The sequence below is a fragment of the Treponema sp. genome, assembly GCF_045641405.1.
Lineage (GTDB): Bacteria > Spirochaetota > Spirochaetia > Treponematales > Treponemataceae > Treponema_D.
Map to the genome: position 1 here is coordinate 19,604 of NZ_JAZUGX010000073.1, position 23,363 is coordinate 42,966.

General features: G+C 43.5%; 23 protein-coding genes and 1 tRNA gene. 16 read left to right on the forward strand and 8 right to left on the reverse strand.

Translation table 11 applies throughout. The features are described from left to right. Positions 1–44: 44 nt before the first annotated feature. Positions 45–722 carry a JAB domain-containing protein gene (locus ACKI39_RS11385; RefSeq protein WP_407400629.1) on the reverse strand — a complete coding sequence of 226 codons (678 nt, stop codon included), beginning with the start codon at positions 720–722 and terminating at the stop codon, positions 45–47. A gap of 101 nt (positions 723–823) precedes the next feature. Then, positions 824–1,780 (reverse strand): ABC transporter substrate binding protein, encoded by a 957-nt coding sequence (locus tag ACKI39_RS11390; protein WP_407400631.1) that lies wholly within the window; start codon positions 1,778–1,780, stop codon positions 824–826. A 136-nt stretch (positions 1,781–1,916) separates the two neighbouring features. Here ACKI39_RS11390 and ACKI39_RS11395 point away from each other — a divergent pair, with 136 nt between their 5' ends. Both ACKI39_RS11395 and ACKI39_RS11400 read left to right on the forward strand, forming a co-directional pair. Then, positions 1,917–3,254, forward strand: coding sequence for an ASKHA domain-containing protein (locus tag ACKI39_RS11395; protein ID WP_407400633.1), 1,338 nt, complete (start codon positions 1,917–1,919; stop codon positions 3,252–3,254). A 53-nt stretch (positions 3,255–3,307) separates the two neighbouring features. Beyond that, the gene (locus ACKI39_RS11400) at positions 3,308–4,162 is read left to right on the forward strand and encodes a hypothetical protein (protein WP_407400635.1); all 855 of its coding nucleotides are present in this window, start codon (positions 3,308–3,310) and stop codon (positions 4,160–4,162) included. A gap of 34 nt (positions 4,163–4,196) precedes the next feature. Here ACKI39_RS11400 and rny read toward each other — a convergent pair whose 3' ends face one another. From rny to ACKI39_RS11415, 3 genes are all read right to left on the reverse strand, one after another. Continuing rightward, positions 4,197–5,732 carry a ribonuclease Y gene (gene rny, locus ACKI39_RS11405; RefSeq protein WP_407400637.1) on the reverse strand — a complete coding sequence of 512 codons (1,536 nt, stop codon included), beginning with the start codon at positions 5,730–5,732 and terminating at the stop codon, positions 4,197–4,199. Positions 5,733–5,944: 212 nt separating this feature from the next. Beyond that, positions 5,945–7,144 carry a galactokinase gene (locus ACKI39_RS11410; protein WP_407400639.1) on the reverse strand — a complete coding sequence of 400 codons (1,200 nt, stop codon included), beginning with the start codon at positions 7,142–7,144 and terminating at the stop codon, positions 5,945–5,947. Between the two features lie 120 nt (positions 7,145–7,264). Continuing rightward, positions 7,265–8,497 (reverse strand): glycoside hydrolase family 53 protein, encoded by a 1,233-nt coding sequence (locus tag ACKI39_RS11415; RefSeq protein WP_407400641.1) that lies wholly within the window; start codon positions 8,495–8,497, stop codon positions 7,265–7,267. A 123-nt stretch (positions 8,498–8,620) separates the two neighbouring features. On the opposite strand from ACKI39_RS11415, the gene ACKI39_RS11420 reads away from it, so the two are divergent. The 13 genes from ACKI39_RS11420 (at position 8,621) to ACKI39_RS11480 (ending at position 15,031) form a co-directional block, all read left to right on the forward strand. After that, positions 8,621–9,643, forward strand: a complete 1,023-nt coding sequence (locus tag ACKI39_RS11420) for an endo-1,4-beta-xylanase (RefSeq protein ID WP_407400643.1) — start codon at positions 8,621–8,623, stop codon at positions 9,641–9,643. Between the two features lie 180 nt (positions 9,644–9,823). Further along, a complete protein-coding gene (gene rpsP, locus ACKI39_RS11425) occupies positions 9,824–10,087 on the forward strand; it encodes a 30S ribosomal protein S16 (protein ID WP_318690068.1) in 264 nt (87 codons plus the stop codon). Between the two features lie 19 nt (positions 10,088–10,106). After that, complete coding sequence (locus tag ACKI39_RS11430) at positions 10,107–10,340, forward strand: KH domain-containing protein (protein WP_407400645.1); 234 nt, start codon at positions 10,107–10,109, stop codon at positions 10,338–10,340. Continuing rightward, positions 10,340–10,939, forward strand: a complete 600-nt coding sequence (rimM, locus tag ACKI39_RS11435; protein ID WP_407400647.1) for a ribosome maturation factor RimM — start codon at positions 10,340–10,342, stop codon at positions 10,937–10,939. Before ACKI39_RS11430 ends, rimM begins: the two co-directional genes overlap by 1 nt. A 4-nt stretch (positions 10,940–10,943) precedes the next feature. After that, entirely contained in the window at positions 10,944–11,726 is a 783-nt protein-coding gene (trmD, locus tag ACKI39_RS11440; protein WP_407400649.1) for a tRNA (guanosine(37)-N1)-methyltransferase TrmD, read from the forward strand. Between the two features lies 1 nt (position 11,727). Then, on the forward strand, positions 11,728–12,174 hold the full coding sequence (rplS, locus tag ACKI39_RS11445) for a 50S ribosomal protein L19 (protein ID WP_318690280.1): 447 nt from the start codon (positions 11,728–11,730) through the stop codon (positions 12,172–12,174). Positions 12,175–12,294: 120 nt separating this feature from the next. Further along, positions 12,295–13,329 carry a hypothetical protein gene (locus ACKI39_RS11450; RefSeq protein ID WP_407400651.1) on the forward strand — a complete coding sequence of 345 codons (1,035 nt, stop codon included), beginning with the start codon at positions 12,295–12,297 and terminating at the stop codon, positions 13,327–13,329. An 11-nt stretch (positions 13,330–13,340) separates the two neighbouring features. Next, on the forward strand, positions 13,341–13,607 hold the full coding sequence (locus ACKI39_RS11455; protein WP_407400653.1) for an EscU/YscU/HrcU family type III secretion system export apparatus switch protein: 267 nt from the start codon (positions 13,341–13,343) through the stop codon (positions 13,605–13,607). Then, positions 13,608–13,865 (forward strand): phosphohydrolase, encoded by a 258-nt coding sequence (locus ACKI39_RS11460; protein WP_407400655.1) that lies wholly within the window; start codon positions 13,608–13,610, stop codon positions 13,863–13,865. Then, positions 13,852–14,229, forward strand: a complete 378-nt coding sequence (locus ACKI39_RS11465) for a YraN family protein (protein ID WP_407400657.1) — start codon at positions 13,852–13,854, stop codon at positions 14,227–14,229. The genes ACKI39_RS11460 and ACKI39_RS11465 overlap by 14 nt, the downstream gene beginning before the upstream one ends. Before the next feature lie 4 nt (positions 14,230–14,233). Then, the gene (locus ACKI39_RS11470; RefSeq protein ID WP_407400659.1) at positions 14,234–14,395 is read left to right on the forward strand and encodes a hypothetical protein; all 162 of its coding nucleotides are present in this window, start codon (positions 14,234–14,236) and stop codon (positions 14,393–14,395) included. Positions 14,396–14,413: 18 nt separating this feature from the next. Continuing rightward, positions 14,414–14,893 carry a hypothetical protein gene (locus ACKI39_RS11475; protein ID WP_407400661.1) on the forward strand — a complete coding sequence of 160 codons (480 nt, stop codon included), beginning with the start codon at positions 14,414–14,416 and terminating at the stop codon, positions 14,891–14,893. 51 nt (positions 14,894–14,944) lie between these two features. Further along, positions 14,945–15,031: transfer RNA gene (locus ACKI39_RS11480), tRNA-Leu, on the forward strand. 273 nt (positions 15,032–15,304) lie between these two features. On the opposite strand, the gene ACKI39_RS11485 is transcribed toward ACKI39_RS11480, so the two are convergent. Continuing rightward, positions 15,305–15,922, reverse strand: coding sequence for a flavodoxin family protein (locus ACKI39_RS11485; protein WP_407400663.1), 618 nt, complete (start codon positions 15,920–15,922; stop codon positions 15,305–15,307). 107 nt (positions 15,923–16,029) lie between these two features. Between ACKI39_RS11485 and ACKI39_RS11490 the strand changes: the two genes are divergently transcribed. Further along, positions 16,030–16,923, forward strand: a complete 894-nt coding sequence (locus ACKI39_RS11490) for a TatD family hydrolase (RefSeq protein ID WP_407400665.1) — start codon at positions 16,030–16,032, stop codon at positions 16,921–16,923. Between the two features lie 264 nt (positions 16,924–17,187). On the opposite strand, the gene ACKI39_RS11495 is transcribed toward ACKI39_RS11490, so the two are convergent. Both ACKI39_RS11495 and ACKI39_RS11500 read right to left on the reverse strand, forming a co-directional pair. After that, a complete protein-coding gene (locus tag ACKI39_RS11495; protein WP_407400667.1) occupies positions 17,188–21,516 on the reverse strand; it encodes an acyl-CoA dehydratase activase in 4,329 nt (1,442 codons plus the stop codon). Positions 21,517–21,724: 208 nt separating this feature from the next. Further along, on the reverse strand, positions 21,725–23,311 hold the full coding sequence (locus ACKI39_RS11500; protein ID WP_407400669.1) for a glucose-6-phosphate isomerase: 1,587 nt from the start codon (positions 23,309–23,311) through the stop codon (positions 21,725–21,727). Positions 23,312–23,363 lie beyond the last annotated feature (52 nt).

Below are 23,363 nucleotides of genomic sequence, written 5' to 3' on the forward strand. Positions count from 1 at the left end.
AATTTTAGGATTTTCTTTTTCCTGTGTCAGTTATTCATCCTCTTTCAGTTCTTCAGCATGTCGTGCTCAAGAAAACTGAAATAATTGTCCCGTGTTACGATTATATGGTCCAAAAAAGAGATGCCAAGAATCTGGGATGCCTTCTGAAGTTGTCTTGTTGATTCAATGTCAGCCTCGCTTGGATAGCACTGGTTGCATGGATGGTTGTGGCAGCAGATTATTCCAGATGCATGCTCTTCCACGGCGCTTGCAAATACTTCCCTTGGATGGATCAACGCTTTGTTTACGGTGCCTACGGACACGACCCTTGTGCTGAGTATTTCGTGTGCTCCGTTTGTGGTTATGGTTATGAAATGCTCCGACTGCTCCAGGCTGTATTGCCGTACATATTGTATTATGTCTTTGGGATGGTTTATTACTGAATGAAGGTAGCCACGTCGCCGTCTTCCTAGTTCAAGAGATGCCGCCACGGAAAGAGCTTTTGATACCCCCATGCCAGGTATTGCGGTAAGGTTTGTTATCAGGTTCCCATCGTTGCTTGAATTGATTGCGCTTACCACCTGGTCGGAAAGCTGTCCTATTGGATTGTCCTTTGTTCCCCTACCTAGAATAAGCATTATGAGCTCCTCATCGCTAGGGTAGGAGATTCCATTGGCAAGGGTAAGTTCCCTTATGTCTGGATGCCTGTTAAGGTTTGCATAGTCACTTATCTTGTTTTTCATTACCTATATTATTTTCCTAAAAAAACAAAAAAGTGACAAAAAATGAAAAAGCCCTCGATGAAAATCGAGGGCATGCAGTCTATTCAGCTGAATATGTCAACTTATTTGAGCAAGTCTGCTGGAATTGTGATTCCGAGGGCTTCTGCTGTTTCCTTGTTGTATGAGAAGTCACACTTGTCAAGGTACTGGATAGGCATGTTCTTTGGCTTCTTTCCGTTGATTACTTCAACAGCCATTTTTGCTGTCTGCTTTCCAAGTTCGTAGTAGTTGATTCCGTAAGTTGCAAGACCGCCACCCTGGCACATTCCGTCTTCACCTACGATTACAGGAAGCTTTGCTGGTGTTGTTACGAGGGAAACTGTTGCCATTGTAGAAGCAATCATGTTGTCTGTTGGAGTGTAGATTGCGTCAACCTTTCCAACGAGAGACTGAACAACCTGCTGTACTTCGTTTGTGTTTGAAACAGTTGCATCAACATAAGAAAGCCCCTGCTTGTCACATTCTGCCTTTGCAAGGTTGATCTGGAAGCGTGAGTTTTCTTCGCTTGAGCAGTAGAGCATTGCAACTTTCTTTGCGTTTGGAACAAGTCTCTTGAGGAGCTGGATCTGTGCGGCACATGGTGTAAGGTCAGATGTACCTGTTACATTTGTGCCTGGCTTTTCATTTGATTCAACAAGACCTGCTGTTTTTGGGTCTGTAACTGCTGTGATGAGGATAGGTGTTGTTTCTGTCTTGTTTGCAACAGCCTGTGCTGCTGGAGTTGCGATTGCAAAAATCATGTCGCATCTCTGTGAGATAAGCTTGTCTGCGATTGTAACGCAGTTTGCCTGTTCTCCCTGTGCGTTTTCATAGATGATCTTGAGGTTCTTTCCGTCTTCGTATCCTGCTTCCTTGAGTCCGTCTACGAATCCTTTGTATGAAGCGTCGAGTGCTGGATGTTCAACAAGCTGGATTGCACCGATCTTGATAACCTTCTGCTTCTTTGGTTTTGCGAATGTAGCTGTACCTGCAACTGCTAGGGCAGCGAGTGCAAGTGTGAATTTTGCAATTTTTTTCATTTCTTTCCTTCCTTAATGAGTCTTTTTTGGCGTCATGCCCAGAAATATGATAATCGAATATTCTTGAAATTTCAATTTTATTTTGTTTTCACTTCTGAAAATTGCAATTGAGGGAGGTTTTATATATAGTAGGAACATGCTCTGCAATAAATGCACCCGTTGTGGACTTTGCTCAGGGAAAGATGCAAAATCTGATAGTCTCATTGTCCAGATGAAGTCTAAAGGGATTGCTGGCTTCAATGTCGATTCTTCTTTGCCTTCAAACCATGTAGGGATTGCTTTTGATGTCGGCACGACGACAATTGCCTGTGCGCTTTATTGCCTTTCTACTGGAGATGAAATAATTTCTTTTGGCGAAGGCAATGAACAGGTGACCTTTGGAACTGATGTCATTTCTAGAATTTCTTTTTCAATGAAAGATGATGGCTTCGATAAATTGCATGGACTCATGAAAATGCAGGTTGGTCGAATGATTTCTCGTGCGATGCTTCTCTGCCAGGCTGAATTCTTTTCTGAAAGAAGGGGAAGGGCTGAACTGAAAAAAATTGTCGTTGCAGGCAATACGGTCATGGAATCTTTCCTGGCAGGTGTTTCCGTACGGCAGCTTGCCTCTGCTCCCTTTGTTCCTGAATCCACCTTTGGATTTGAAGGATATGCTTCAATTTTTTTTGGAGATGTCGTTCCTGTAGATTGCTCGATCTATTTTGTTCCCTGTGTGTCTGGTTTTATCGGAGGTGACATTGTCTGTTCCATGCTTTCCGCAGGATTTCATGAAAGCGCTGCATGCAATAGATTCCTTGCAGACATCGGTACAAACTGCGAGATGTGCGTCATTGGAAAAAATACGGAAAAAATCATCTGCACCTCAACGGCTGCAGGTCCTGCTTTCGAAGGTTATGGTATTGAGTGCGGATCTCCCGCGGTCAGAGGTGCGATTGTTAAGGTGAGTCTAGACGGTGAATGCCCAGAATGTACAGTCATAGGAGGGGGAGAACCTATTTCAATTTCTGGTACCGGTCTTGTGAGTGCAATATCTGAAATGGTGAAAAAAGGGCATATCAACAGGGATGGAAGCTTTGTCGATGAGACACAGGAACGCTTTTGTCTTTCGGAGAAGGTCTGGCTTTCTGTCAAGGACATAAGGAATTTTCAGCTGGCAAAGGGGGCTGTCTACAGCGGACTGGAAATGCTTTCCTGTAATGTCGAAAAGAGCGATGGTGCCGTTCTTTTCCTTGCGGGAGGTTTTGGCAATGAACTTAGTGTACTGGATGCTGTCAATATAAGGATGATTCCTGGAGATCTGAAGGATAAGATGGTTCCTCTCGGAAATGGAAGCCTTTACGGTGCCTCAATGATTCTTCTGGATGATGCCATGAGAAAAAAGGCTGAAGAGCTTTGTTGCCGATGCTCTGTCCTGGAACTTGCAGGCAACGAAGAATTCAGCAGGACATTTATTTCTTCAATGGATTTTTAGTATCGCATAATGCCTTTTGTAAAAGCAAGTTTTTCTTTATAATCACGTGGAATATGAAAAAAGTATCATTGGTGCCAATTCTTATCTCCCTTCTCTTTGTGTCCTGCGCATCCAGCGGAGTGGAAAAGGTCAAGCCTTTGCGGTGCAACATGGAGCTTTCAGAAAAGCAGCTTTCATATGAATCCTATGTTTTCATCCGTTTCTATGATGCTTTCTATGACAAGCCTTTGAGACCAGGAAACTTTTTGCGTATGCCCATTAAGCTTTTGGGGAAGGCATCTGATGGAGTTGTCTACAATCATTCTTCTATCAGTACAAAACTTTCTGATGACTCCTTTGTCTCGATCTCTCTTTCTGGTAATAGGAATATGGTCCAGTATGAGAATGTGCTTAATCTAGAAGCAAATGAATTCATGTCGACGATTGATTCCAAAAAGTCCAGATGCATGGTGATTGCTCTGCCTTGTGCTGAATCGGAAAGGCTTGCTGTGGGTGCATTGCTTGACTATGCGCTTTCGGGAGATTCCTCTTTCAAATATGGAATAATGAAGACTGCGACGACTGGTATACGTCATTGGAAGAATTCAAAGGCATATAAAAGAAGCCGTAATTTTCCTATCGAGTTTGCATTTGGACCTTTGCCTGTATTGAAAGGACCAGAGGAAATATTTGATCAAAAGGTTTTTGTCTGCTCCAATTTCATAAGCTTCATATTGAAGAATTCTATTGAACGCTATAGAGTTGATTTTCTGGTAAACAGAATTGATTATGAGGGGGTTTCTCCTGTCGATCTTACATATCTTGATGGGGCCATGATTCTTTTTGAATGTGGGTTTGAAGACTACGACAGGGCAATGAAAGAGTTCGTGGAGCTTTATCCACGGTTCAGAAAATTTATTGAGCAATAAAAAAAGACTGTTCGTTAGAACAGTCTTTTTTTGTTTATCGTGCGTATTCGACGATGCGGGTTTCACGAATCATTGTGATCTTGATTCTTCCAGGGTAACGGAGATCTGTCTCGATCTGTTTTGCAATGTTCTTTGCAAGTTCCTTGACCTGGTCATCAGGAATCTTTTCGTTGTTTACAAGTATGCGGAGTTCACGACCAGCCTGGATGGCATAAGCCTGTTCAACACCTGCAAACTTCTTTGCCGTCTCCTCAAGGTTTTCAAGGCGCTTAACGTAGTTGTCTACTGTTTCGCGGCGTGCACCTGGGCGGGCAGCACTTATGGCATCTGCAATCTGAATGATAACAGCTTCGATTGTCTGTGCCTCGCAGTCGTTGTGGTGGGCGGCGATGGCATTTACGATGCGTGGATCTTCACCCATCTTGCGTGCCATTTCTGCTCCGACTTCTGCGTGGTTCTGGTCGCTGTCGTTTTCAGCTCCCTTTCCGATGTCGTGGAGGAGGGCGGCGCGCTTTGCAAGTTCACGGTTTGCTCCAACTTCTGCGGCAAGGATGCTTGCAAGTTCTGCAACTTCCTTGGAGTGGGTTAGTACGTTCTGTCCGTAGCTTGTGCGGAAGTAAAGGCGTCCGATTGCACGGATTGCTTCCTGACCCATGTTGTGGATGCCAAGGTCAAAGAGTGCCCTTTCTCCTTCTTCGTAAATCTTCTGCTGAATTTCGCGTGTTACCTTCTGAACGATTTCCTCGATGCGGGCTGGATGAATGCGTCCGTCAATGATGAGGCGTTCAAGTGCGACACGTGCAATTTCCTTGCGTACAGGATCAAAGCATGAAATGACTACAGCTTCAGGAGTATCGTCGATGATGATGTCTACGCCTGTAAGAGTTTCGAGGGAACGGATGTTGCGGCCCTCACGACCGATGATGCGTCCCTTCATTTCATCGCTTGGAAGTGAAACTGTAGCAACTGTAATATCGCTTGTAGTTTCCGTTGCAATACGCTGGATAGCTGCAACGAGCACTTCCTGTGCTTTCTTTTCTGCCGTTACCTGTGCTTCCTGATCAATCTTGTTGAGAAGTGCCTGTGCGTCATGGCGGGCATCGTTTTCAAGATTCTTGATTATGAGTGCCTTGGCTTCTTCCGCTGTAAGACCAGAAATGCGTTCCAATTCAGAGCGAAGGTTTGCTTCCTTTTCTGCAAGGACTTCTGATCTTTTCTGGAAATCTGCTGTCTGGACTGCAAATTCCTTGTCTCTCTTGTCAAACTCCTGGGCTCTCTGGTCCAAAAGCTCTTCTTTTTTGCTGACACGGCTTTCATAACGCTGCAATTCTGTGCGGCGCTCACGGTTCTCCCGTTCCTGCTGATTACGGTCCTGAATGAGTTGTTCTTTTGCCTGAAGAAGAATCTCTTTTTTCTGAGCTTCAGCTTCTTTTATAGCATCCTGTCTCACGCGCTCTGCTTTCTGTTCAGAGGCGGAAAGTTGAAATCTGGCATAAATCCAGCGAATTGTCCATCCAAGAAGTATTCCTGCTACGGGGAGAACGATGAATAATATCATTTCTGTTGACATTTCAAAATTCTCCTTTTATTCATGTAAGAATAATTCAGAATACATAGTATTATATAAGAAATAAATTGTCAAACTAAATAAGTCCTCTGCAGAAGGAATCATCTCCCGATATCTTTCTAAAGTTTTATCGGTTTGTTATGGATTGCTTTTTGCATGAAAAAAGCACGCAAGGCGGAGGGCTTTGCGTGCCTTGAGTAAAACTGAAAGGAAAATTAATTGAAATGTGCAACTCCGTTGCCAGATTCACAGCTAAAGAAGCCTGCGGCATAACCTGTCGTTTCGGTATATTCCTTCTGGACATTCTCGATGAAGGAGCCAACCTTGTCCTTGTGTACCAGTGCGATGGCGCATCCCCCGAATCCAGCACCTGTCATGCGTGCTCCAAGACAGCCTTCCTGTTTCTGTGCCGTAGCGGCAAGGGTGTTCAATTCTATGCCCGTTACTTCGTAGTCCTCATCGAGGGATTTGTGGCTTTCGTTGAGGAGTGAGCCAAGCCTTGCAAGGTCGCCTGCCTTGAGGGCTTCGACGGCGTCAAGAACGCGCTGGTTTTCATAGACGCAGTGTCTGACCCTCCTTGCGATCGTCTCATCGGCTATGTGTTTTTTGCAGTCTTCCCACTGTGCAGGAGTCAACTGGCAAAGGGCATTGATTTTGATTCCGTTGTCCTGAAGAATTTTAAGTGCTTCCTCACACTGACCACGGCGTTCGTTGTATTTTGAGTCTGCAAGACGGCGCTGCTTGTTTGTGTTCATGACCACAAAACGGTAGTCGCCAAGTTCAAGAGGTGCGTATTCGTATTTTAGAGTGTTGCAGTCAAGTACGATGGCCGTCTTTTCCTTTCCCACGCTGATGATGAACTGGTCCATGATGCCGCAGTTGACTCCCATGAACCTGTGCTCGCTCATCTGACCAAGTTTCGCGATTTCAACGCGGTCAATGTTGAATCCAAATGTTTCGCTTACGGCATAGGCAAATCCGCACTCAAGTGCTGAAGAAGAGGATATTCCGCCTCCCGCTGGGACGTTTGATGCCATGAGGACTTCAAATCCACAGTCGAATTTGCAGCCCTTGGCTTTCAGCTGGCTTAAAATTCCGTTGAGGTAGTTGGCGTAGTCGTCTTTCTTGTCGTAGGTAAAATTGTCGTTGATGTCAAACTGGTGTGTCCCCTCGAACTGTATGCTCTTATATAGAATCTTTGTGTCCAGTCTTTTTCTGATGGCTACATAGAGATACCTGTTGATGGCGGCTGGAAAAACTTTTCCACCGTTGTAGTCAATGTGTTCACCGATGATGTTGATTCTTGCAGGTGAAGAAAAAAGCTTGATTTCATCTTTTGTCCCACCGTAGGTTTTAATGAAGTCATCCTTGAGTTCTGATGGATTGTATTCGTTCTTAGTGAGTGAATTTGACATGGTAAGCTCCTTGTGCCGAGTTGCACTGAGAAGATAGTAAACCACAATGGAGTATGATTCAATAAACGAAAAAAAAAGATGAGCAAACAGTTGCTCATCTCCTTTTGTGCTTGAAATGCTTTAGTTTTTGAAAGAGTCCAGGACAGGTAGAGCGTTGTGGTTCAGGTCAAAAAGGGCCTGATTTTCCCATGTGCTTCCCTGCTTCCAGTCCTGACTGTCAGTGAAAATCCATTCACCACCCCAATAGAAGAATCCGCTTCCTCCGTTCTGGTGGACTGTTTTCTTTATTTCCTCCATGAATTTCTGCTGGTTGAACTTTGAAGGTTTGATGATTTTCTTTCCCTGATGGCTTCCATAAGCAAATCCTGGAACCTCGATAAGATTGTCGTATACCTGAAGCATGGAACTGTCGTCTCCAAGATACCAGACTGCGTTGCGGACATTGTCATGGTTTTCTTCATTATCATCACAGGTCCAGGGAAAGCTTGTTTCCGCTATGACACATTTTTTTCCTTTTGACGTAATGAACCTGATTACGTTTCCCAGTTCTTTCATCGTCTTGTTGTTTCTGTAGAATGGATACCATGAAAGCCCTATGCAATCGTAATCATTGATTTTTTTTATGCCTTCCAGGCACATGGAAATTGTCTCTTTGTCTCCACCTTTTGAAAAGTGGAGCATGATTTCAGTTTCTGGAGCACATCCCTTTATTTCGCTGATGGCGGAATTTACCAGATCGGCGAAGTTGTCTGAACCTATTTTGCCATTTATTTTTGTCGGTTGGTTTTTGCTGTCCTTCAGCAGGATTCCGTTGTTGATTTCATTTCCAATCTGGACCATGTCAGGTGTTGCTCCTGCATTCTTCATGGTCACCATGCATTCTCTTGAGTATCTTCCGATTTCCGTGATGAGTCGTTCCCTGATGAATTTGTCCCATGCCGCAGGTTTTCTCTGGTATTCTGGTGTTGCCCATGTGTCGCTGTAATGGAGGGCAAGCAGAATCTTCATGTCCAGTTCCTTTGCTCTTTTTCCTATGGCTGCGGCTTTTTCTATGGTGCACATTCCATGATTGTAAACGGATCCCTGGGATGCTTCTGGATTGACCCATACCCTAAGGCGGATCCAGTTGGCTCCGTGGTCCCTGAGTATTGTAAGCATGTCTTTTTCTGTTCCGTCTATATCTTTGAAGACGATGCCTTTCTGTTCGATGTCGTAAAGGCATGAAACATCGGCTCCTCGAATGAATGTACCTGGAATGATGGACGAAACGGGATCCTTTCCGAAAGCTGTCGCGGAAACGGTGATTGCTGCCGCTGCCAATATGGACTTAAGTGCAAATGTTTTTCCACTCATGAAATTTACCTCTGGAAATAAAATAAATTATTTCCACGGATTTTAATACAAATCGTAATCTTTCAATAGAGGGGTGCATTTTTTTTATTGCAAAAGTAGTAAAGCGGTTTTAATATTGTTCTTATGAAGAAGAATTTGAAATGTTTTACTTTGGCTGTTGCTGTTGTTTCGGCTTTTGTTTTTTCTGCATGTAAGGAATCGCCTGCAAAAACAGCGACCAAAGCAAATATGTACTTTGGTGTTGCCATTCAGCCTGGAGACATACTTGATGAAAGTAAAGCAAAATTGATTGCTGATAATTTCAATGCCATTGTTCCAGAGAATACCATGAAGATGGTGAACATTCGTCCTACAAAGACTCTCTGGAATTTCTCGGATATGGACAAGATGGTTGATTTTGCACAGAAAAACAAGATGATGGTTCGCGGTCATACCTTCATATGGCATCAGCAGAATTCGACCATCGTCAACCAGATAAAGAGCAGGGAAGATGCCTTTGCCCTCATAAATGAAAACATCAATCAGATCATGACCCGCTATAAGGGAAAGATTGCATGTTACGATGTTGCCAACGAAATCTTCAATGAAGATGGAACTTTCAGAAAGTCCCTCTGGTATAGATGGTGTGGAACGGATCTCTACGAAGAGGCGTTTCGCATTGCACGTGCCGCAGATCCTGATGCTAAGCTCTTTCTTAATGACTATAGCCATGAAGAAGCAGGAACGCCAAAGGCAGAAGCCTTTTATGAATTTGTAAAATCTATGGTGGAAAAAGGAGTTCCGATCGATGGTGTAGGTTTTCAGCTTCATCTTTGCACGGATTACGGTCTAAAGGAAGATGCTCTGCGTGAAAATATCCGCCGTTTTGCAGCTCTTGGGCTTGAAGTTCAGTTTACCGAGATTGATGTGCGTATGAAGATGCCTGCTTCAGAAGCTGATGTAGCAAAGCAGAAGGGAATGTACGAGACTTTGATGCGTGTGCTAAAGGATGAACCTAATGTAAGCACATATATGACATGGGGGTATACGGATGCCAACAGCTGGGTTCCTGCAACCTTCCATGGCTATGGTGATGCCCACCTCTTTGACAAGAATCTTAAGGCAAAGTCTGTCTTTGACAGCCTTGTTGAAATGATGAGAAATTAATTCATAATTCATAATTATTAATTGTGGATTATGAATTCCCGCCGAATTCCCCTTGAATTCCTTTGGAATTCTCTAGACTAAAGACACTTTTTTCTATATATTATTTGCTCACGCTATTATAGCGCGAATACTATATCTTAGGTCTTGACCCCGTTCGCGAGAGACCTATGGAGGACAAAAGTGGTCAAAATCAGACTCATGAAACTTGGTGCTAAGAAGCGCCCAGATTATCGTATTGTCGTACAGGATGCACGCAAGCCACGCAACGGTACAACAATTGAAGAAATCGGTCAGTATCACCCAATCGCTGACGGACAGGAAACAGTATTTGACGTAGAACGCGCAAAGTACTGGATCAGTGTTGGTGCACAGCCTACTGAAACTGTTAAGAAGATTTTCAGACAGGGTGGATTGGCAGCAGACGGCAAGGCAATTTCCAAGTAATTTACAGAGGAGCTAAAAGATGGAAAAAGACCTGATTGAATTTATTGCAAAATCATTGGTCGATGATCCTGCTTCAGTCTCTGTGACAGAAACCGAGGGTGAACGCGGCCCTGTATTACAGTTAAGCGTAGCTCAAGGCGACATTGGCAAAGTTATTGGAAAATACGGTCGTATTGCAAAGGCTCTGCGAACTGTTTTGAGTGCAACATCCAACAAGGATGGCAGGCGCTACAGTCTGGAAATCTTAGACTGATGGCCAGTGCATTGAAAGACCAGTTTGTGGTTGGTATTGTCCGAGGTTCCCATGGGATTACGGGCGAGTTCAAAGTGGAAAGTACTTCCGGCGAGTATGAGCATTTTGCTGATATGGACGAAGTTACTTTGACGAATGGAACTGTTTCACGGCTTGCTAAAGTGGAGTCGGTAAGTGAAGGCAGCAACATTCTGTACATGAAATTAGAGGGAATAAACTCTCCTGAGGAAGCTGCAAAATTCAACAGGTGGGAGATCGTAGTTCCCCGAGAAAAAGCTCATAAATTGCAGAAGGATGAGTGGTATATTGAAGACCTTAAGGGTTGTTCAATATGGTATAAGGAAACGGCGGGTGATACCGCACCGGCATTTGATGAAAATTCAATTGTTGGAACAGTCACAAACGTATTGGAAGGCGGATCAGGTTATCTCGTTGAGATTTTGCTGTCCGAGAGCTGTTCGTTTTTATCGGATGATGTCAAACTTACCAAGAAGGGTAGTCCAAAAACTGTCTATGTACCGTTCAAGGATGAATTCATTGGGAAGGTTGATGTGGATAACAGACAGATGCAGCTGATGCACCTCTGGATTCTGGAGTAACTCCATGAAATTTACTGTGCTGACCTTATTTCCTGAGATTCCGCGGGCTTTTTTTGAAAGTTCGATCATGGCCAAAGCGGTTGAAAAGGGAATTATTGCCTACGATTTGGTTAATATCAGGGATTTTGCCCATGATAGACACCACACATGTGATGACGCTCCCTATGGCGGAGGAGCAGGGCAGCTTTTGCTACCTGAACCTTTAGGACTTGCACTTGACAGTGTAGAGGCATACAGAAAGACGAAACATGTAATCTATGTTACGCCTAGTGGAAAGCCCCTTACCCAAGCCAAAGCGCAGGAACTTAGTCAGAAAGAGGAACTTGTACTGGTTTGCGGAAGGTACGAAGGTATTGACCAGCGAATCATTGATTCCTACGTTGATGAAGAAATCTCCATCGGCGATTATGTCATGTCAAGCGGTGAACTTGCGGCCACTGTTATAGTGGATACAGTTTACAGATTGGTTGACGGAGTCATTACAAGCGAGTCCCTAAGCGAAGAAAGCTTTTCTGACAACCTTTTGGAATATCCCCAGTATACAAGGCCAAATGTATACAAAGGCATGGAAGTTCCAGCTGTTTTACAGAGTGGAAACCACGAAGAAATCCGAAAGTGGCGGCTTAGAAAGAGCCTTCAGAAAACCTTGAAGAACAGGCCTGACCTGATTTACAAGGCTAGGATGATGGGTACCCTTTCAGAAGAAGCAGAAAAAATGATCGACGAACTTGCTGAATATGTAAACTATAAGCATGACAGCAGGAAGAAACGCAACAGGAGAAAATAAGATGGATCTTATTAAGACTATTGAAGAACAGCAGAAGAAAGAAAATGCTGAATGTTTCCGCGTAGGAGATACAGTAAAGGTACACTTTGAAATCATCGAAGGAAAGACAAAGCGTATCCAGCTTTATGAAGGTGTTGTTCTCTGCATCAAGGGCGAAGGCGCTCGCAGAACATTCACAGTTCGCAAGGAAAGCTACGGTGTAGGTGTTGAACGTGTATTCCCAGTAAACAGCCCACGCATCATCAAGGTTGAACTCATCCGCCCAGGTAAGGTTCGCCGCTCAAAGATCTACTACGTTCGCGATAAGATCGGTAAGGCTGCAAAGATCAAGGAACTTATCGGACCTAAGGCAAACGCACGTGTTGCATTCGCTCGTGAAGTTGCAAAGGCAGCTGATGTTCGTGAAGCACAGATCAACGCAGAACACAAGGCAGCAGCAAAGAAGTAGGAGACTTCCTTTGGAAGTCTCTGCGCGAAGTGCTAAGCACTTCGTGGGAAAGACTGCTTAGCTATATGGGACCACCTGTACGGGTGGTCTTTTTTTTTGTCTGTATGCTATAATCGTGGCATGAATCTTTCCTTTTTAGGGTCAATGCCTGGTGCTTATAATTCAGAGAATTCTCCAGTTACGGTGGCAGACGGACAGAAAATACGTGTCGCGGTCCTAAGAAACAATGGTGACGGTACAAGCCTCGTTTCCTTTGGAGGCGGAAAATTCAATGTAAGATGCGAAAGAGATTTTGAGCCTGGGCAGACTTTTGAAGCTCGGGTAATGGATTCCGATGGAAAGCTTCTCCTTAAGCCAGAAGGTGAGAAGGTTTTTGCATCTTCTTTCCTCAGGTTCATGGAACAGAACGGACTTGTACCTGATTTGATAACTGCAAAGGTCTTTGAATTTATGGAACAAAGCGGTGTCCGTATCGACAGAAAGTTTTTGCAGAGATCACGGAGCGTTGCCCTCGATTTTCCAGGAAAAGAAAAGGCTGCCGCGGAGATAGCTTGCATGCTGCTTGAAAAGGGAATAGAACCTACGGTAGAAAATGTTGCCCGTCTTCTGTCGTACCTGGAGGCTGTGGATGAAGATGGTGGTGGAAAAGGTTCATACCACGATGAAGAAGAAAGAGATCAGGAAAACAATGAGGAAACTGAGGATTTTCTTGATGGAATGTATTCGGTTCTCCCTTGCAGAAAAAGCGGTCTTCTTAGTTTTATGAACCACTTAAAGACACGGGATGCGGCGCGACATTGGCTGGTTTTCCCTTATGAATGGCAGGTAGGAAGCAAGATGTCTCGCGGATTCATAAAGCTGCTTCTGGACACTGAATTAAAGGTAACGGAAAAAATCCAAATAAATTGCGAAATCTCGTGCAAAAAGTACTTTTTTGTGCTATACTTTAAAAATAGCAAGGTGAAGGAAGTTCGGTTCTGTTCATTACCGCCGCTTTTGACCTCTGAGATTGAAAATGAGGAAATACGGCTTGGAGAGTTGTTTTGTTCCGGCATGAACGGCAATTCTGTGCCAGTAACCTATTCCGACCTGGCTTATTCTGAAGGCCTTTATTCGTCTTCAGAGATTCCCTTCTCCTTTGAAGATATTGCCTGAAGGTACACGATATGAAAAAAAAGTTGACGGCAGTATCGTTGAAATATCCGAAAAACGTCGAAGCTCCCCTGATAACTGCAAAATCATCTGGTGTCTTTGCGCAAAGAATGGTTGAAATTGCAAGGGAAAATGACATTCCGATAGTGGAGGATGGGCTGCTTGCCAATGTCCTTTCCGTCCATCAGATAGGAGAATGTATTCCTGAGAACACATGGGAAGCTGTGGCGGGAGTATTTGCTATGATTTCCTACTTGGAAAAACAGAATGAGGGTGCCTAGATGATCATACATTGCAGCGTTATAAAACCTGGGGTTCGCTTTAATGCTCCTGTTTTCTTTGAAGACGGTCAGAACATGTTCCTTGGAGCAAACCGTCCTGCAAAACCATTTCACATTTCTGCCCTCAAAAGATGGAATATTCCTTTTCTTGTTACTGAAGGTCAGATTCTACCCGATGACTATGTTGAAGAGGAAGATGTCGAGGAACTTGAACCTCTTGAAGACGATGAGGATGTAGCGGAGCTTGAGGAACTGTAATTCTGCTGTTTCCACCAGGGAAAAGGGGAATATAGGTGAAGATAAGGCAGCGGTATTTTTGACGTCCGCTGGCTATACCATCCTGGAAAGAAATTATCGCATAAGAACAGGGGAGATAGACATTGTTGCCCTAAAGGGTGATGTTCTTGTCTTTGTTGAGGTAAAAAGCCTTCCCCATGGCAATATTGAGATTCTTTCACATGAGCTTAATTCAATAAAACAAAAAAAGATTATTAAAACCTCTAAATCTTATCTCCAAAAACATCGACAATATAGTAACAAGTTCATCAGATATGATGTCCTTGCCATTGATGTTCCGGGGCTGGATCCGGTGCACCACATTGTCAATGCTTTTTCGGAGTAAATGAATGCAGTCAAAGAATGCAGCAACTAAACAGACATTGCCGCAAAAAATTGTGGAACTACAGAAAAAAATCCAGGATGAAAACTACATCAATTCAGCCATCGACAGAATTGCACTTATTGTGAGCCGACAAATTGTCGAGGACCATATAGAAAAAAGTCTCTAATTCGTCTATACTTTAAATATGCGTCACGATAGACATAACAGAAAGCACAATAACGGAAACTGGAAGAATAACAAGCATTCCCACGATAACCATAGTCCGAAGAATTCCAAGCCTGTTTTTAGACCTACCATCAAGGCTGTATCTGAAGAACAGATTCGAGAGAATGAGGAAGCCATCAGAAATTTCAAGGATTCAAATAAACCAGTATGCCCTGTTTGCGGTGAAGTAATCAAAGAGCTATCTTCTGCCATAAACGATTCAAAAAGCGGTTCTCCACTTCATTTTGATTGTGCCATTGCTCAGATACAGAAAGACACAAAGCTTGAAAATGGTGAAAAAATTGCATACATAGGACAGGGAAGATTTGGAGTGATCTATTATGCAAATGTCCACGACACAAAGCATTTCCAGATCAGAAAAATCATAGACTGGGAAGAAAAGGACAAGAAACCTGAATGGCGAGACCAGATGTCAGAACTTTTCAGCAAAGTCCGCTAAATAAACCGTATTGAATTTGACACTAAAATAATATATATTATCAAACGTGTCGCCGAGCTGGTGGAATTGGTAGACACAAGGGACTTAAAATCCCTCGACACTTAACATGTCGTGCCGGTTCGATTCCGGTGCTCGGCAACAAAAAAAGCTGACTTATAAGCAAGTCAGCTTTTAGTTTTTTAAATGGTGTTGTAAAACAAAACCGGAATCGAAGCGAAGAGAACGCCGAGCAGGTGCGAGGAAAAGCGGGCAGGACGCCCGCGTCAGTGAACGAAGCCGGCCCGGAGAGAGCAGACAGGAAGTCTGCGAAAGAAGTGCGAGCCGGTGCTCGGCAACAAAAAAAGCTGACTTATAAGCAAGTCAGCTTTTAATTTTTTATGGATAACGGGGACAGACCCCGAAAACTTTTAACTAGCGGATGAAGTGGGTCCATGCCCTTTCTTCTTTTTCAGGGAGACCGAATTTTTCTTTTCCGAGGGCAATGCTTTTAATGAGAAACGACATGTTTCTTGCAAGTACCCTCATCGTTTGTTTGCCTTCTTCGTCCATCTGTGCCTCGCCTTCTGCGCGTCCGTGGATGATGTTCCAATATTGACTTGAAGCTACAGGCATGCTGCTTATGGTAAAGTATTTGTTCAGTTCATCAAAGGTAGATGAACATCCTCCACGTCTTGCACAGACTACACTTGCTCCGACCTTCATTGTTTTGTCAAAGCTTGAGCTGTAGAAAAGCCTGTCTAAAAGGGCAATCAAGGTAGCGTTTGCAGAAGCATAGTAAACAGGGCTTGCAACGACAAGACCGTCTGCCATTTCAAATTTAGCGGCAACTTCATTTACAGCATCGTTGAAAACACATTTTCCAGTCTGACTGCATTTTCCACATGCAATGCATCCTCTTATATCCTTGTTTCCAACTTGAATTATTTCAGATTCTATTCCTTCTTTTTCAAAAACTCCCTTCATTTCAGAAAGGGCAAGGGCAGTGTTGCCATTTTTTCTTGGACTTCCGTTCAGCATCAATACTTTCATTTTGTTTCACCTTCAACAGGATTATAGAAAATCATTTGATTTTTGTGTATAACTATTGTCGTTATTAATCCGAAAATTTAATTGGATTTTTTTTACCGGAGCGATTTATGTTCAGTGATACACATTTTCATTTTCATCATCTTGTAGAAAACAACAGCCAGGAATTCGGTACTGAAATCCTTGAGCAGATGGCAAAAAATAAAATTTACTTTGGCCTTGATATCGGTACCAGAGCTGATGACCTTATTTACCGTGCACAGACATTGGAAGATTGCCTTGATGCTTTACCTGATGTAAACATGCAGAGCAAACTTAAGAAGTCCATTTATCTTTCAGCTGGAATCTGGCCAGACAAGGACAGCATAGAAGATCGTTATACTGCCATTGAAACTTTGAGGGAAACAATCGAAGAATTCCGTGGGAGCGACAGTTGTTTTGCAAAGCATGTATGTGCCATCGGTGAAGGTGGCATCGACCATCACTGGAGTCCTGCTGGGGCCGACCATCATTGTCGTGAAGATTATGATGATTCTGTTTTTTATGGTGAAAAAGAATTGTTTGGCATGCAGCTTGAACTTGCCCGTGAACTGGATCTTCCTTTCATCATCCACAGCCGTGACGGTTTTGAAGACACCATGGATGTTCTCCGCAGCATCCGTTACAATCGCGGTATCGTTCATTGCTTCAGCTATGGAATAAACGAAGCAAAGCAGTTCCTTGATATGGGATGGTACATTGCTCTTGGTGGTGCCCTTACATACACAAAGAAAAGCCAGATGGACGACCTTAATGCGCTTTTAAGCTATCTTCCAAAAGACAGAATCCTTTTGGAGACAGACAGTCCATATCTTGCTCCTGTTCCAATGCGTGGACAGGAAAACAATCCTCTCTTCATCAAGTACACCTACGAATTTGTCTCAGGAAAATTAGGAATGAGCACAGATAAGCTGGACAAACTCGTAGATGAAAACTGCAAGACCTTGTTTGGACTTAAGAGCTAAGATTTCTAAATTTTCGATTTGCGATTTAATAAATGAAAAGATTGTGAAACTATACAAAAACAAACCGCGGAGTAAGGGTTCGTGCCAAACTGCGTTTTGCGACCCAATTAGAATCTGAGGGTGTAGCCCTCAGCTTTTGATGTTGTAACGGGAGCACCTTAGCAGGCTTGGTACGGTTCCTTACGGGAGCGGTATATCTATAACAGTTAACACGAATTGCATTGCAATTCGTGGGGCGAAAGTTACAAGAGTTTTATTTTCTAATCAACAAGGCTTTCGCCCCCTGTTTTTTTCATTCATAATCAGCATTTGCAGACGATTCTCTACATTTGCGAATGAGGTGTCTGGATCAAGGTCCAGAGGTAAAATCTGGATTGCAGGGAATTCTTCCTTGATTTTCTTCATGCTTCCGCGGCCTGTAATGTGGTTTGGAAGACATCCGAATGGCTGAAGGATTACAAATGAAGTTACGCCGTCTCTTGCAAATTCACGGATTTCTCCAGGTATGAGCCAGCCTTCTCCAGAAAGGAATGTGCGTTCCATGACATGGTTGTTTTCAATGGCCAATGCCGGGAGACGGACAATCTTCCTGTAGAGTGGGTGAACTTCAGCAATCTTTTCGCAGGTTGTAAGGGCAACATTGATGAGTCCTTCCGCAACAAAACTGAATGGTCCCTGGTCCAGTGGGAACTTAACCTTGTAATCCTTCATTTCACAGATGCGTGAATGGAAATCCTTCCAGAAGACATTTATCATTCTTGGAAGAATTACTTCCATTCCGTTTTTCTCAAGATAATCCTCAACATAGAAATTTGACCCTGGATGGAAGGTAACAAGATATTCACCCGTAATGAATACGCGAGGCTTAAGGTTTGTGCGGTCATATTCAATCTTTGTAAACTTCTCTATGGCAATCTTGAATTCCTTTATTGCCTTTGTTGTGCTTGTAACAAGAGCTGCAGAGATTCTATCGATTGCTTCGTCAAAGACTTTGTTTGTTTCGCCCGCATTGATTTCGTAAGGACGAATTTTTCTGCGGAGTTCTTCAAGAATGTCCATGATTACAACAGCCCATACCGTTGCAATGTTGAACATGTTTCCAAGTTTGATTCCAGGGTGCATTTCCTTGTAGTCAACTGGGTCTGTGGAAACTATAGGAACCTGTGTAAATCCTGCTGCATCAAGGGCACGGCGAAGGAGTGCAGAATAATGGGTAAGGCGGCAGTCTCCCTGATATTTTGCCATACCGATGGCTACTTTGTCAGGATCGTATTTTCCGCTCTGCAATGCGCTGATTGCTTCTCCGATAACCATCTGGGCTGGAAAGCAGGTGTCGTTGTGAACATATTTTTTTCCGAGGCGGATTTCGTTTATGCTTCCAAGTGGAAGTGGTTCAGCAATGATTCCGCTTCTTGTTAGAGTTCCGCTCAAAAGCTTGCAGAAAGCAACGGAAACATTCGGAACAAGAACGGTCTTGATTTTTCTATCCTGTCTGTAGAACTTTGCAGTGTATGCGTCTGCAAGAGGTTTTGTTTCTGTTGTATTTCCAACATTCTTGTTGCGTCGTTCTGCAATGGTTTCAATGAAAGATTTTACGCGGATGTTCAGGCTGTTGCTTGCTCCACCTTCATCCATCTTCAAAATCAAAGGTGCCTTTGTGGAAACTTCATTTGTAATGCGGATGATTTCATCGGAAAGGATTGCATCGTGTCCGCAACCAAAGCTTACTATCTGAGCAAATTCAAGCTCCGTTGACTGGGCTGAAAGAAGGGCACCGGCAAGCATTCGTGTATGGAAGTTGTTTGTAACCTCTGCCCTTGTGTATCTAAGGTCTGCCTTTTCAAGACCAGAAAGGGAATCAACGGTAAGGACTGGAATTCCTTCCTTTGTGAATACGCGGGAAAGATCGTGGCTTACAAGGGGATCTGTATGATAAGGACGGCCTGCAAGTACAACTGCAAATTTTCCTTCTGCCTTTGCCTTTTCGCGGATTTTGTCTGCCATGGTAACAAGGGTACTGCGGAATTCTTTAATGGATGCCATACCCTGATCAAAAGCTTTTTTGATTTCAGATTTGGAAATTCCAAATGCGTTTTCCATGTATCTTTCAATCTGGTTGTATCTATCTCTTTCAGAATACCAGTGGAACATCGGGTGTTCGTAACGGAGGTTCCATCTGGCTGCAGGATTTTCCTGGTTGTAGATTACAAGTGGATATCCTTTGACAACGGCACAGACATAATTGCTTTTGCCTTCAGTATCCTTTGCAGGCATGTTCATTATCATTGGCATGAAGATGACATCAACCTTTTTGTCTGCAAGGTTCTGCATGTGACCGTGAACAAGTTTTGCAGGGAAACATACTGTGTCCGATGCAACGAAAGGCAATCCTTCTTCAAACATTGGTCTTGTACTTGGATCTGAAATTACTGTTTCAAAACCAAGTGAACCAAAGAAAGTAGTCCAGAAGGGAAGACTGTCCCAGAATTCAAGGCATCGAGGAAAACCAACCTTAAGGTTCTTCTTTGCGCTTACTTCAGTAAACTTGTATTTCTTTGTGAGCAAAGATTCTCTGATGAGGAAAAGGTCAGGAACATTTTTTACGGCAGGTGCATTTTCTTCAAGACTTTCACCGCGGGGACACCTGTTGCCTGTAACATATGAAGATCCATTTGGAAATTTTACGATGGTTCTGTTGCAGTGGTTTGCACAGTGAGGGCAGATGTTGTTTTCTTCCTGTTCGTAAGTAAAGCCTGAAAGCTTTTCAAAACCGATGAACTTGGATGCTTCTCCTGCATGTTTCTTTGCAAGGAGGGCAACACCGATAGCTCCCATTTCGCCTGGGAAAGGAGCACGGTTTACATTTACTCCAAGATACTGTTCGATGGCGCGGAGAACTGCATCGTTCTTGAAAGTTCCACCTTGAACCATGATGTTTTTCCCAAGACTTGATGTATCTGAAATGCGAACAACTTTTGTAAAAACATTTTCTATGATAGAACGGCAAAGTCCTGCCATAATGTCTTCTGCATTGCATCCATTTTTCTGTTCCGTGATGATGGTGCTGTTCATGAAAACCGTACAGCGGCTTCCAAGGTTCGCTGGATGTCTGGAAGAGAATGCAGCGTCGGCAATCTTTTCAAGAGGAATGTTAAGTGATGTTGCAAAGTTCTGAAGGAAGGAACCGCATCCTGATGAGCAGGCTTCGTTGAGCGTAATGTTTGTAACGATGTCATCCTGAACCCAGATGCCCTTCATGTCCTGACCACCGATGTCCAGAATGAAGCTTACATCTTTCATGTATTTTCTTGCAGCCGTGGAATGTGCTACTGTTTCTACTGTGTGGTAATCTGCTCCAAAAGCTGTTCCAAGCAAAAGTTCCCCGTAACCAGTGGTTCCAAGTCCAAGAACATTGAGGGTAACGCCCATCTTCTTGTATTTTTTATAAAGGTGACGCAAACCTTCCTTTACGATGCGGATAGGGTCACCTTCGTTGTTTGCATAGAATTTGTCTACGACTTCTTCGTCTTTGTTAAGGAAGACAAGCTTTGATGTTGTTGAACCTGCATCGATACCGATGTATATGTCCAGTACATCGCCTTCCTTAAATTCGCGTTCCTTTATTTCTGCAGTCTTGTGTGCTTCACGCCATTCACGGCATTCGTCTTCGTTGTCAAAATATGGTTTTGTAGAAGCATTTTTTCTTTCATCTGAAATGCCGTTGCTTGCTCTGAGTTTTGCGATGGCTTCGTTCAAATCAATCTCATCTTTGCCAGAGTCAGAAAAAAGTTCATCTACTGCAAGTGCTGAACCAAGGGCTACGATTGTATCTGGATTTTCAGGAAGAATGAAATCTTCTTCCTTAAGGTTAAGTCTTTCACAGAAGGCCTTTATCAATGTAGGGTTGAAGTTCAATGGACCGCCTTCAAAAATTACTGGAGCTTTAAGTTCAAGTCCCTGGGCAAGTCCACCGATGGTCTGTTTTATAATTGCATGAAATGCAGAAAGGGCAATGTCTTCGCGACTGACGCTCTGATTTAAAAGTCCCTGAATGTCTGTCTTTGCAAATACACCGCAGCGACCTGAAATTGAATGGACTGTCTTTCCTCGGCTGGCAAGGCTTTCAAATTCTTCAACAGGAACTTTTAAAAGGGATGCAATTTCATCAATGAATGCACCTGTACCACCTGCGCAGGAACCGTTCATTCTCATGTCGCTTGTCATAAGGCGCTGCTGTTTTTCATCAAAGTAGAAGAAAATTATTTTTGCATCCTGGCCACCAAGTTCTATGGCTGTTCTTGTCGCAGGATATTTTGCACGGACTGCAGAAGAGTTTGCTACAACTTCCTGAATGTAGTGAGCGCCTGTAAGTTCGGCAATGTTCTTTCCGCCTGAACCGCATATTCCAATCTTGAATTTCTGTCCTGGATAAAGAGATTCTACTTCCTCAAGCAATTGGGCAGCAGTTTTCTTCTGTTCCGCATGGTGACGCTGATATTTATGAAAAAGAATTTTTTTGTCTGTCTTGTCGTAAACAACAACCTTTACAGTTGTGGAACCAATGTCGATTCCAAGGCGCAGTGTGTTTGTCATATAAACATTTTAACAGAAAAAAAAGTTATGTTGAATAAGAACTGGAATAAAAAAAATCCCTTAAAAATGAAGTTGTCTTCCTTTTTAAGGGATCAATTATGCATTATGAATTATGCATTGAATTAGAGCCCGAAGATCTTTGCGTATGCTTCCAAAGCTCCGTCGTACTTTTTTAGCGGAAAACCGCTATCCTGGTCGAAGCTGTTGCTTACTTTATAAGCAGGTCTGCGTAAGCTTTAAGTGCACCGTCCATTTCTCCGCCGAGTACTGTCTTTGCAAGTACCTTACCGAGCTGTACTCCTTCCTGGTCGAAGCTGTTGATGTTCCAGATGAAGCCCTGGAACATAACCTTGTTTTCAAAGTGGGCAAGGAGGGCACCGATTGAAGCTGGGTTAACCTGCTTTCCGTAGATAAGGCTTGAAGGGCGTTCACCAGCAAAGAACTTGTTTGGATTTTCATTGTCCTTTCCGCAAGCAAAAGCGATGATCTGTGCTGTTACGTTTGCGCAGAGCTTCTTCTGGCTTGTTGAATCTTCGATTACTACATCCTTTCCTGTCTGGTTTTCGCTGTATGCGATGAACTGGAGTGGAACGATGTCTGTTCCCTGGTGGAGCAACTGGTAGAATGAGTGCTGTCCGTTTGTTCCTGGTTCACCAAAAATTACAGGACCTGTAACGTAGTCGATTTTTTCGCCAAAGCGGTTTACAGATTTACCGTTTGATTCCATATCAAGCTGCTGAAGGTGAGCTGGGAATCTTGAGAGAGCCTGTGAGTATGGAAGAACTGCTGTTGAAGGGTATCCCTGAACGTTTCTTTCGTAAACACCGATAAGTGCGTCGAGAAGGGCAGGGTTCTTTCTGATGTCTGCGTTCTTTGCTGTTGCGTCTTCTGCTGCTGCACCGTCAAGGAAGTCTGCGAATACTTTTGGTCCGAATGCGAGTGAAAGGATTGCTCCACCTACACCAGAAGAAGAAGAGTAGCGTCCGCCAATGTAGTCATCCATGAAGAATGCTGCAAGGTAGTCAGGGCTCTTTGCAAGTGGTGATGTTTCAGAAGTAACTGCAATCATGTGCTTTGATGGGTTGCATCCAGCCTTTACGATGAAGTCCTTTACGAATGATTCGTTTGTAAGTGTTTCAAGAGTTGTTCCTGACTTAGAAACAAGGATGAAGATTGTCTTTGAAATGTCGATTGAAGAGCATACTGCAGCTGCATCGTCTGGGTCAACATTTGAGATGAACTTAGCTTCCATCTTGAATGTGTTGTTAGCCTTTGCCCAGTTTTCGAGTGCAAGGTAGATTGCGCGTGGGCCGAGGTCTGAACCACCGATACCGATCTGGCAAACTGTTGTAAACTTTTCACCCTTTTCGTTTACGATTTCACCGTTGTGAACCTTGTTTGCAAAATCTGCCATCTTCTTCTGTTCATTGATGTAGAATTCGCGCTTGTTTACGCCGTCAGCCATAACATCCTTGCCAAGCTGTCCGCGGAGAAGCTGATGGAGAACCATGCGGTTTTCTCCAGTGTTGATTACATCACCGTTATAGAGTGCTTCGAATTTTTCAAGGAGCTGAGATTCCTTTGCAAGTTCTTCAAGTACAGAAAGAACCTGAGCGTTTACCTGTTTTGCTGCATAATTGTATGTAAGTCCGCCTGCCATAGGAATTGAATATTCTGCAACGCGCTTTGCACCGTCAGAACCAGAAAGTTCCTTTGCAACTGAAACTGAATTCTTAAGAGACTGGAGCTTCTTGAATGATTCAAGCTTGTCCAAATTGTTCCATGAAATTGCCATAAAATACTCCTTTATTAGCAAATTTTCTATTTGATGATTGAAAACTATACCA

What these genes read in the sequence shown, in the direction of transcription:
- ACKI39_RS11385 (WP_407400629.1), bottom strand. Translation starts at nt 722, where the DNA reads ATGAAAAACAAGATAAGTGACTATGCAAACCTTAACAGGCATCCAGAC.
- ACKI39_RS11390 (WP_407400631.1), bottom strand. Translation starts at nt 1,780, where the DNA reads ATGAAAAAAATTGCAAAATTCACACTTGCACTCGCTGCCCTAGCAGTT.
- ACKI39_RS11395 (WP_407400633.1), top strand. Translation starts at nt 1,917, where the DNA reads ATGCTCTGCAATAAATGCACCCGTTGTGGACTTTGCTCAGGGAAAGAT.
- ACKI39_RS11400 (WP_407400635.1), top strand. Translation starts at nt 3,308, where the DNA reads ATGAAAAAAGTATCATTGGTGCCAATTCTTATCTCCCTTCTCTTTGTG.
- rny (WP_407400637.1), bottom strand. Translation starts at nt 5,732, where the DNA reads ATGTCAACAGAAATGATATTATTCATCGTTCTCCCCGTAGCAGGAATA.
- ACKI39_RS11410 (WP_407400639.1), bottom strand. Translation starts at nt 7,144, where the DNA reads ATGTCAAATTCACTCACTAAGAACGAATACAATCCATCAGAACTCAAG.
- ACKI39_RS11415 (WP_407400641.1), bottom strand. Translation starts at nt 8,497, where the DNA reads ATGAGTGGAAAAACATTTGCACTTAAGTCCATATTGGCAGCGGCAGCA.
- ACKI39_RS11420 (WP_407400643.1), top strand. Translation starts at nt 8,621, where the DNA reads ATGAAGAAGAATTTGAAATGTTTTACTTTGGCTGTTGCTGTTGTTTCG.
- ACKI39_RS11430 (WP_407400645.1), top strand. Translation starts at nt 10,107, where the DNA reads ATGGAAAAAGACCTGATTGAATTTATTGCAAAATCATTGGTCGATGAT.
- rimM (WP_407400647.1), top strand. Translation starts at nt 10,340, where the DNA reads ATGGCCAGTGCATTGAAAGACCAGTTTGTGGTTGGTATTGTCCGAGGT.
- trmD (WP_407400649.1), top strand. Translation starts at nt 10,944, where the DNA reads ATGAAATTTACTGTGCTGACCTTATTTCCTGAGATTCCGCGGGCTTTT.
- rplS (WP_318690280.1), top strand. Translation starts at nt 11,728, where the DNA reads ATGGATCTTATTAAGACTATTGAAGAACAGCAGAAGAAAGAAAATGCT.
- ACKI39_RS11450 (WP_407400651.1), top strand. Translation starts at nt 12,295, where the DNA reads ATGAATCTTTCCTTTTTAGGGTCAATGCCTGGTGCTTATAATTCAGAG.
- ACKI39_RS11455 (WP_407400653.1), top strand. Translation starts at nt 13,341, where the DNA reads ATGAAAAAAAAGTTGACGGCAGTATCGTTGAAATATCCGAAAAACGTC.
- ACKI39_RS11460 (WP_407400655.1), top strand. Translation starts at nt 13,608, where the DNA reads ATGATCATACATTGCAGCGTTATAAAACCTGGGGTTCGCTTTAATGCT.
- ACKI39_RS11470 (WP_407400659.1), top strand. Translation starts at nt 14,234, where the DNA reads ATGCAGTCAAAGAATGCAGCAACTAAACAGACATTGCCGCAAAAAATT.
- ACKI39_RS11475 (WP_407400661.1), top strand. Translation starts at nt 14,414, where the DNA reads ATGCGTCACGATAGACATAACAGAAAGCACAATAACGGAAACTGGAAG.
- ACKI39_RS11485 (WP_407400663.1), bottom strand. Translation starts at nt 15,922, where the DNA reads ATGAAAGTATTGATGCTGAACGGAAGTCCAAGAAAAAATGGCAACACT.
- ACKI39_RS11490 (WP_407400665.1), top strand. Translation starts at nt 16,030, where the DNA reads ATGTTCAGTGATACACATTTTCATTTTCATCATCTTGTAGAAAACAAC.
- ACKI39_RS11495 (WP_407400667.1), bottom strand. Translation starts at nt 21,516, where the DNA reads ATGACAAACACACTGCGCCTTGGAATCGACATTGGTTCCACAACTGTA.
- ACKI39_RS11500 (WP_407400669.1), bottom strand. Translation starts at nt 23,311, where the DNA reads ATGGCAATTTCATGGAACAATTTGGACAAGCTTGAATCATTCAAGAAG.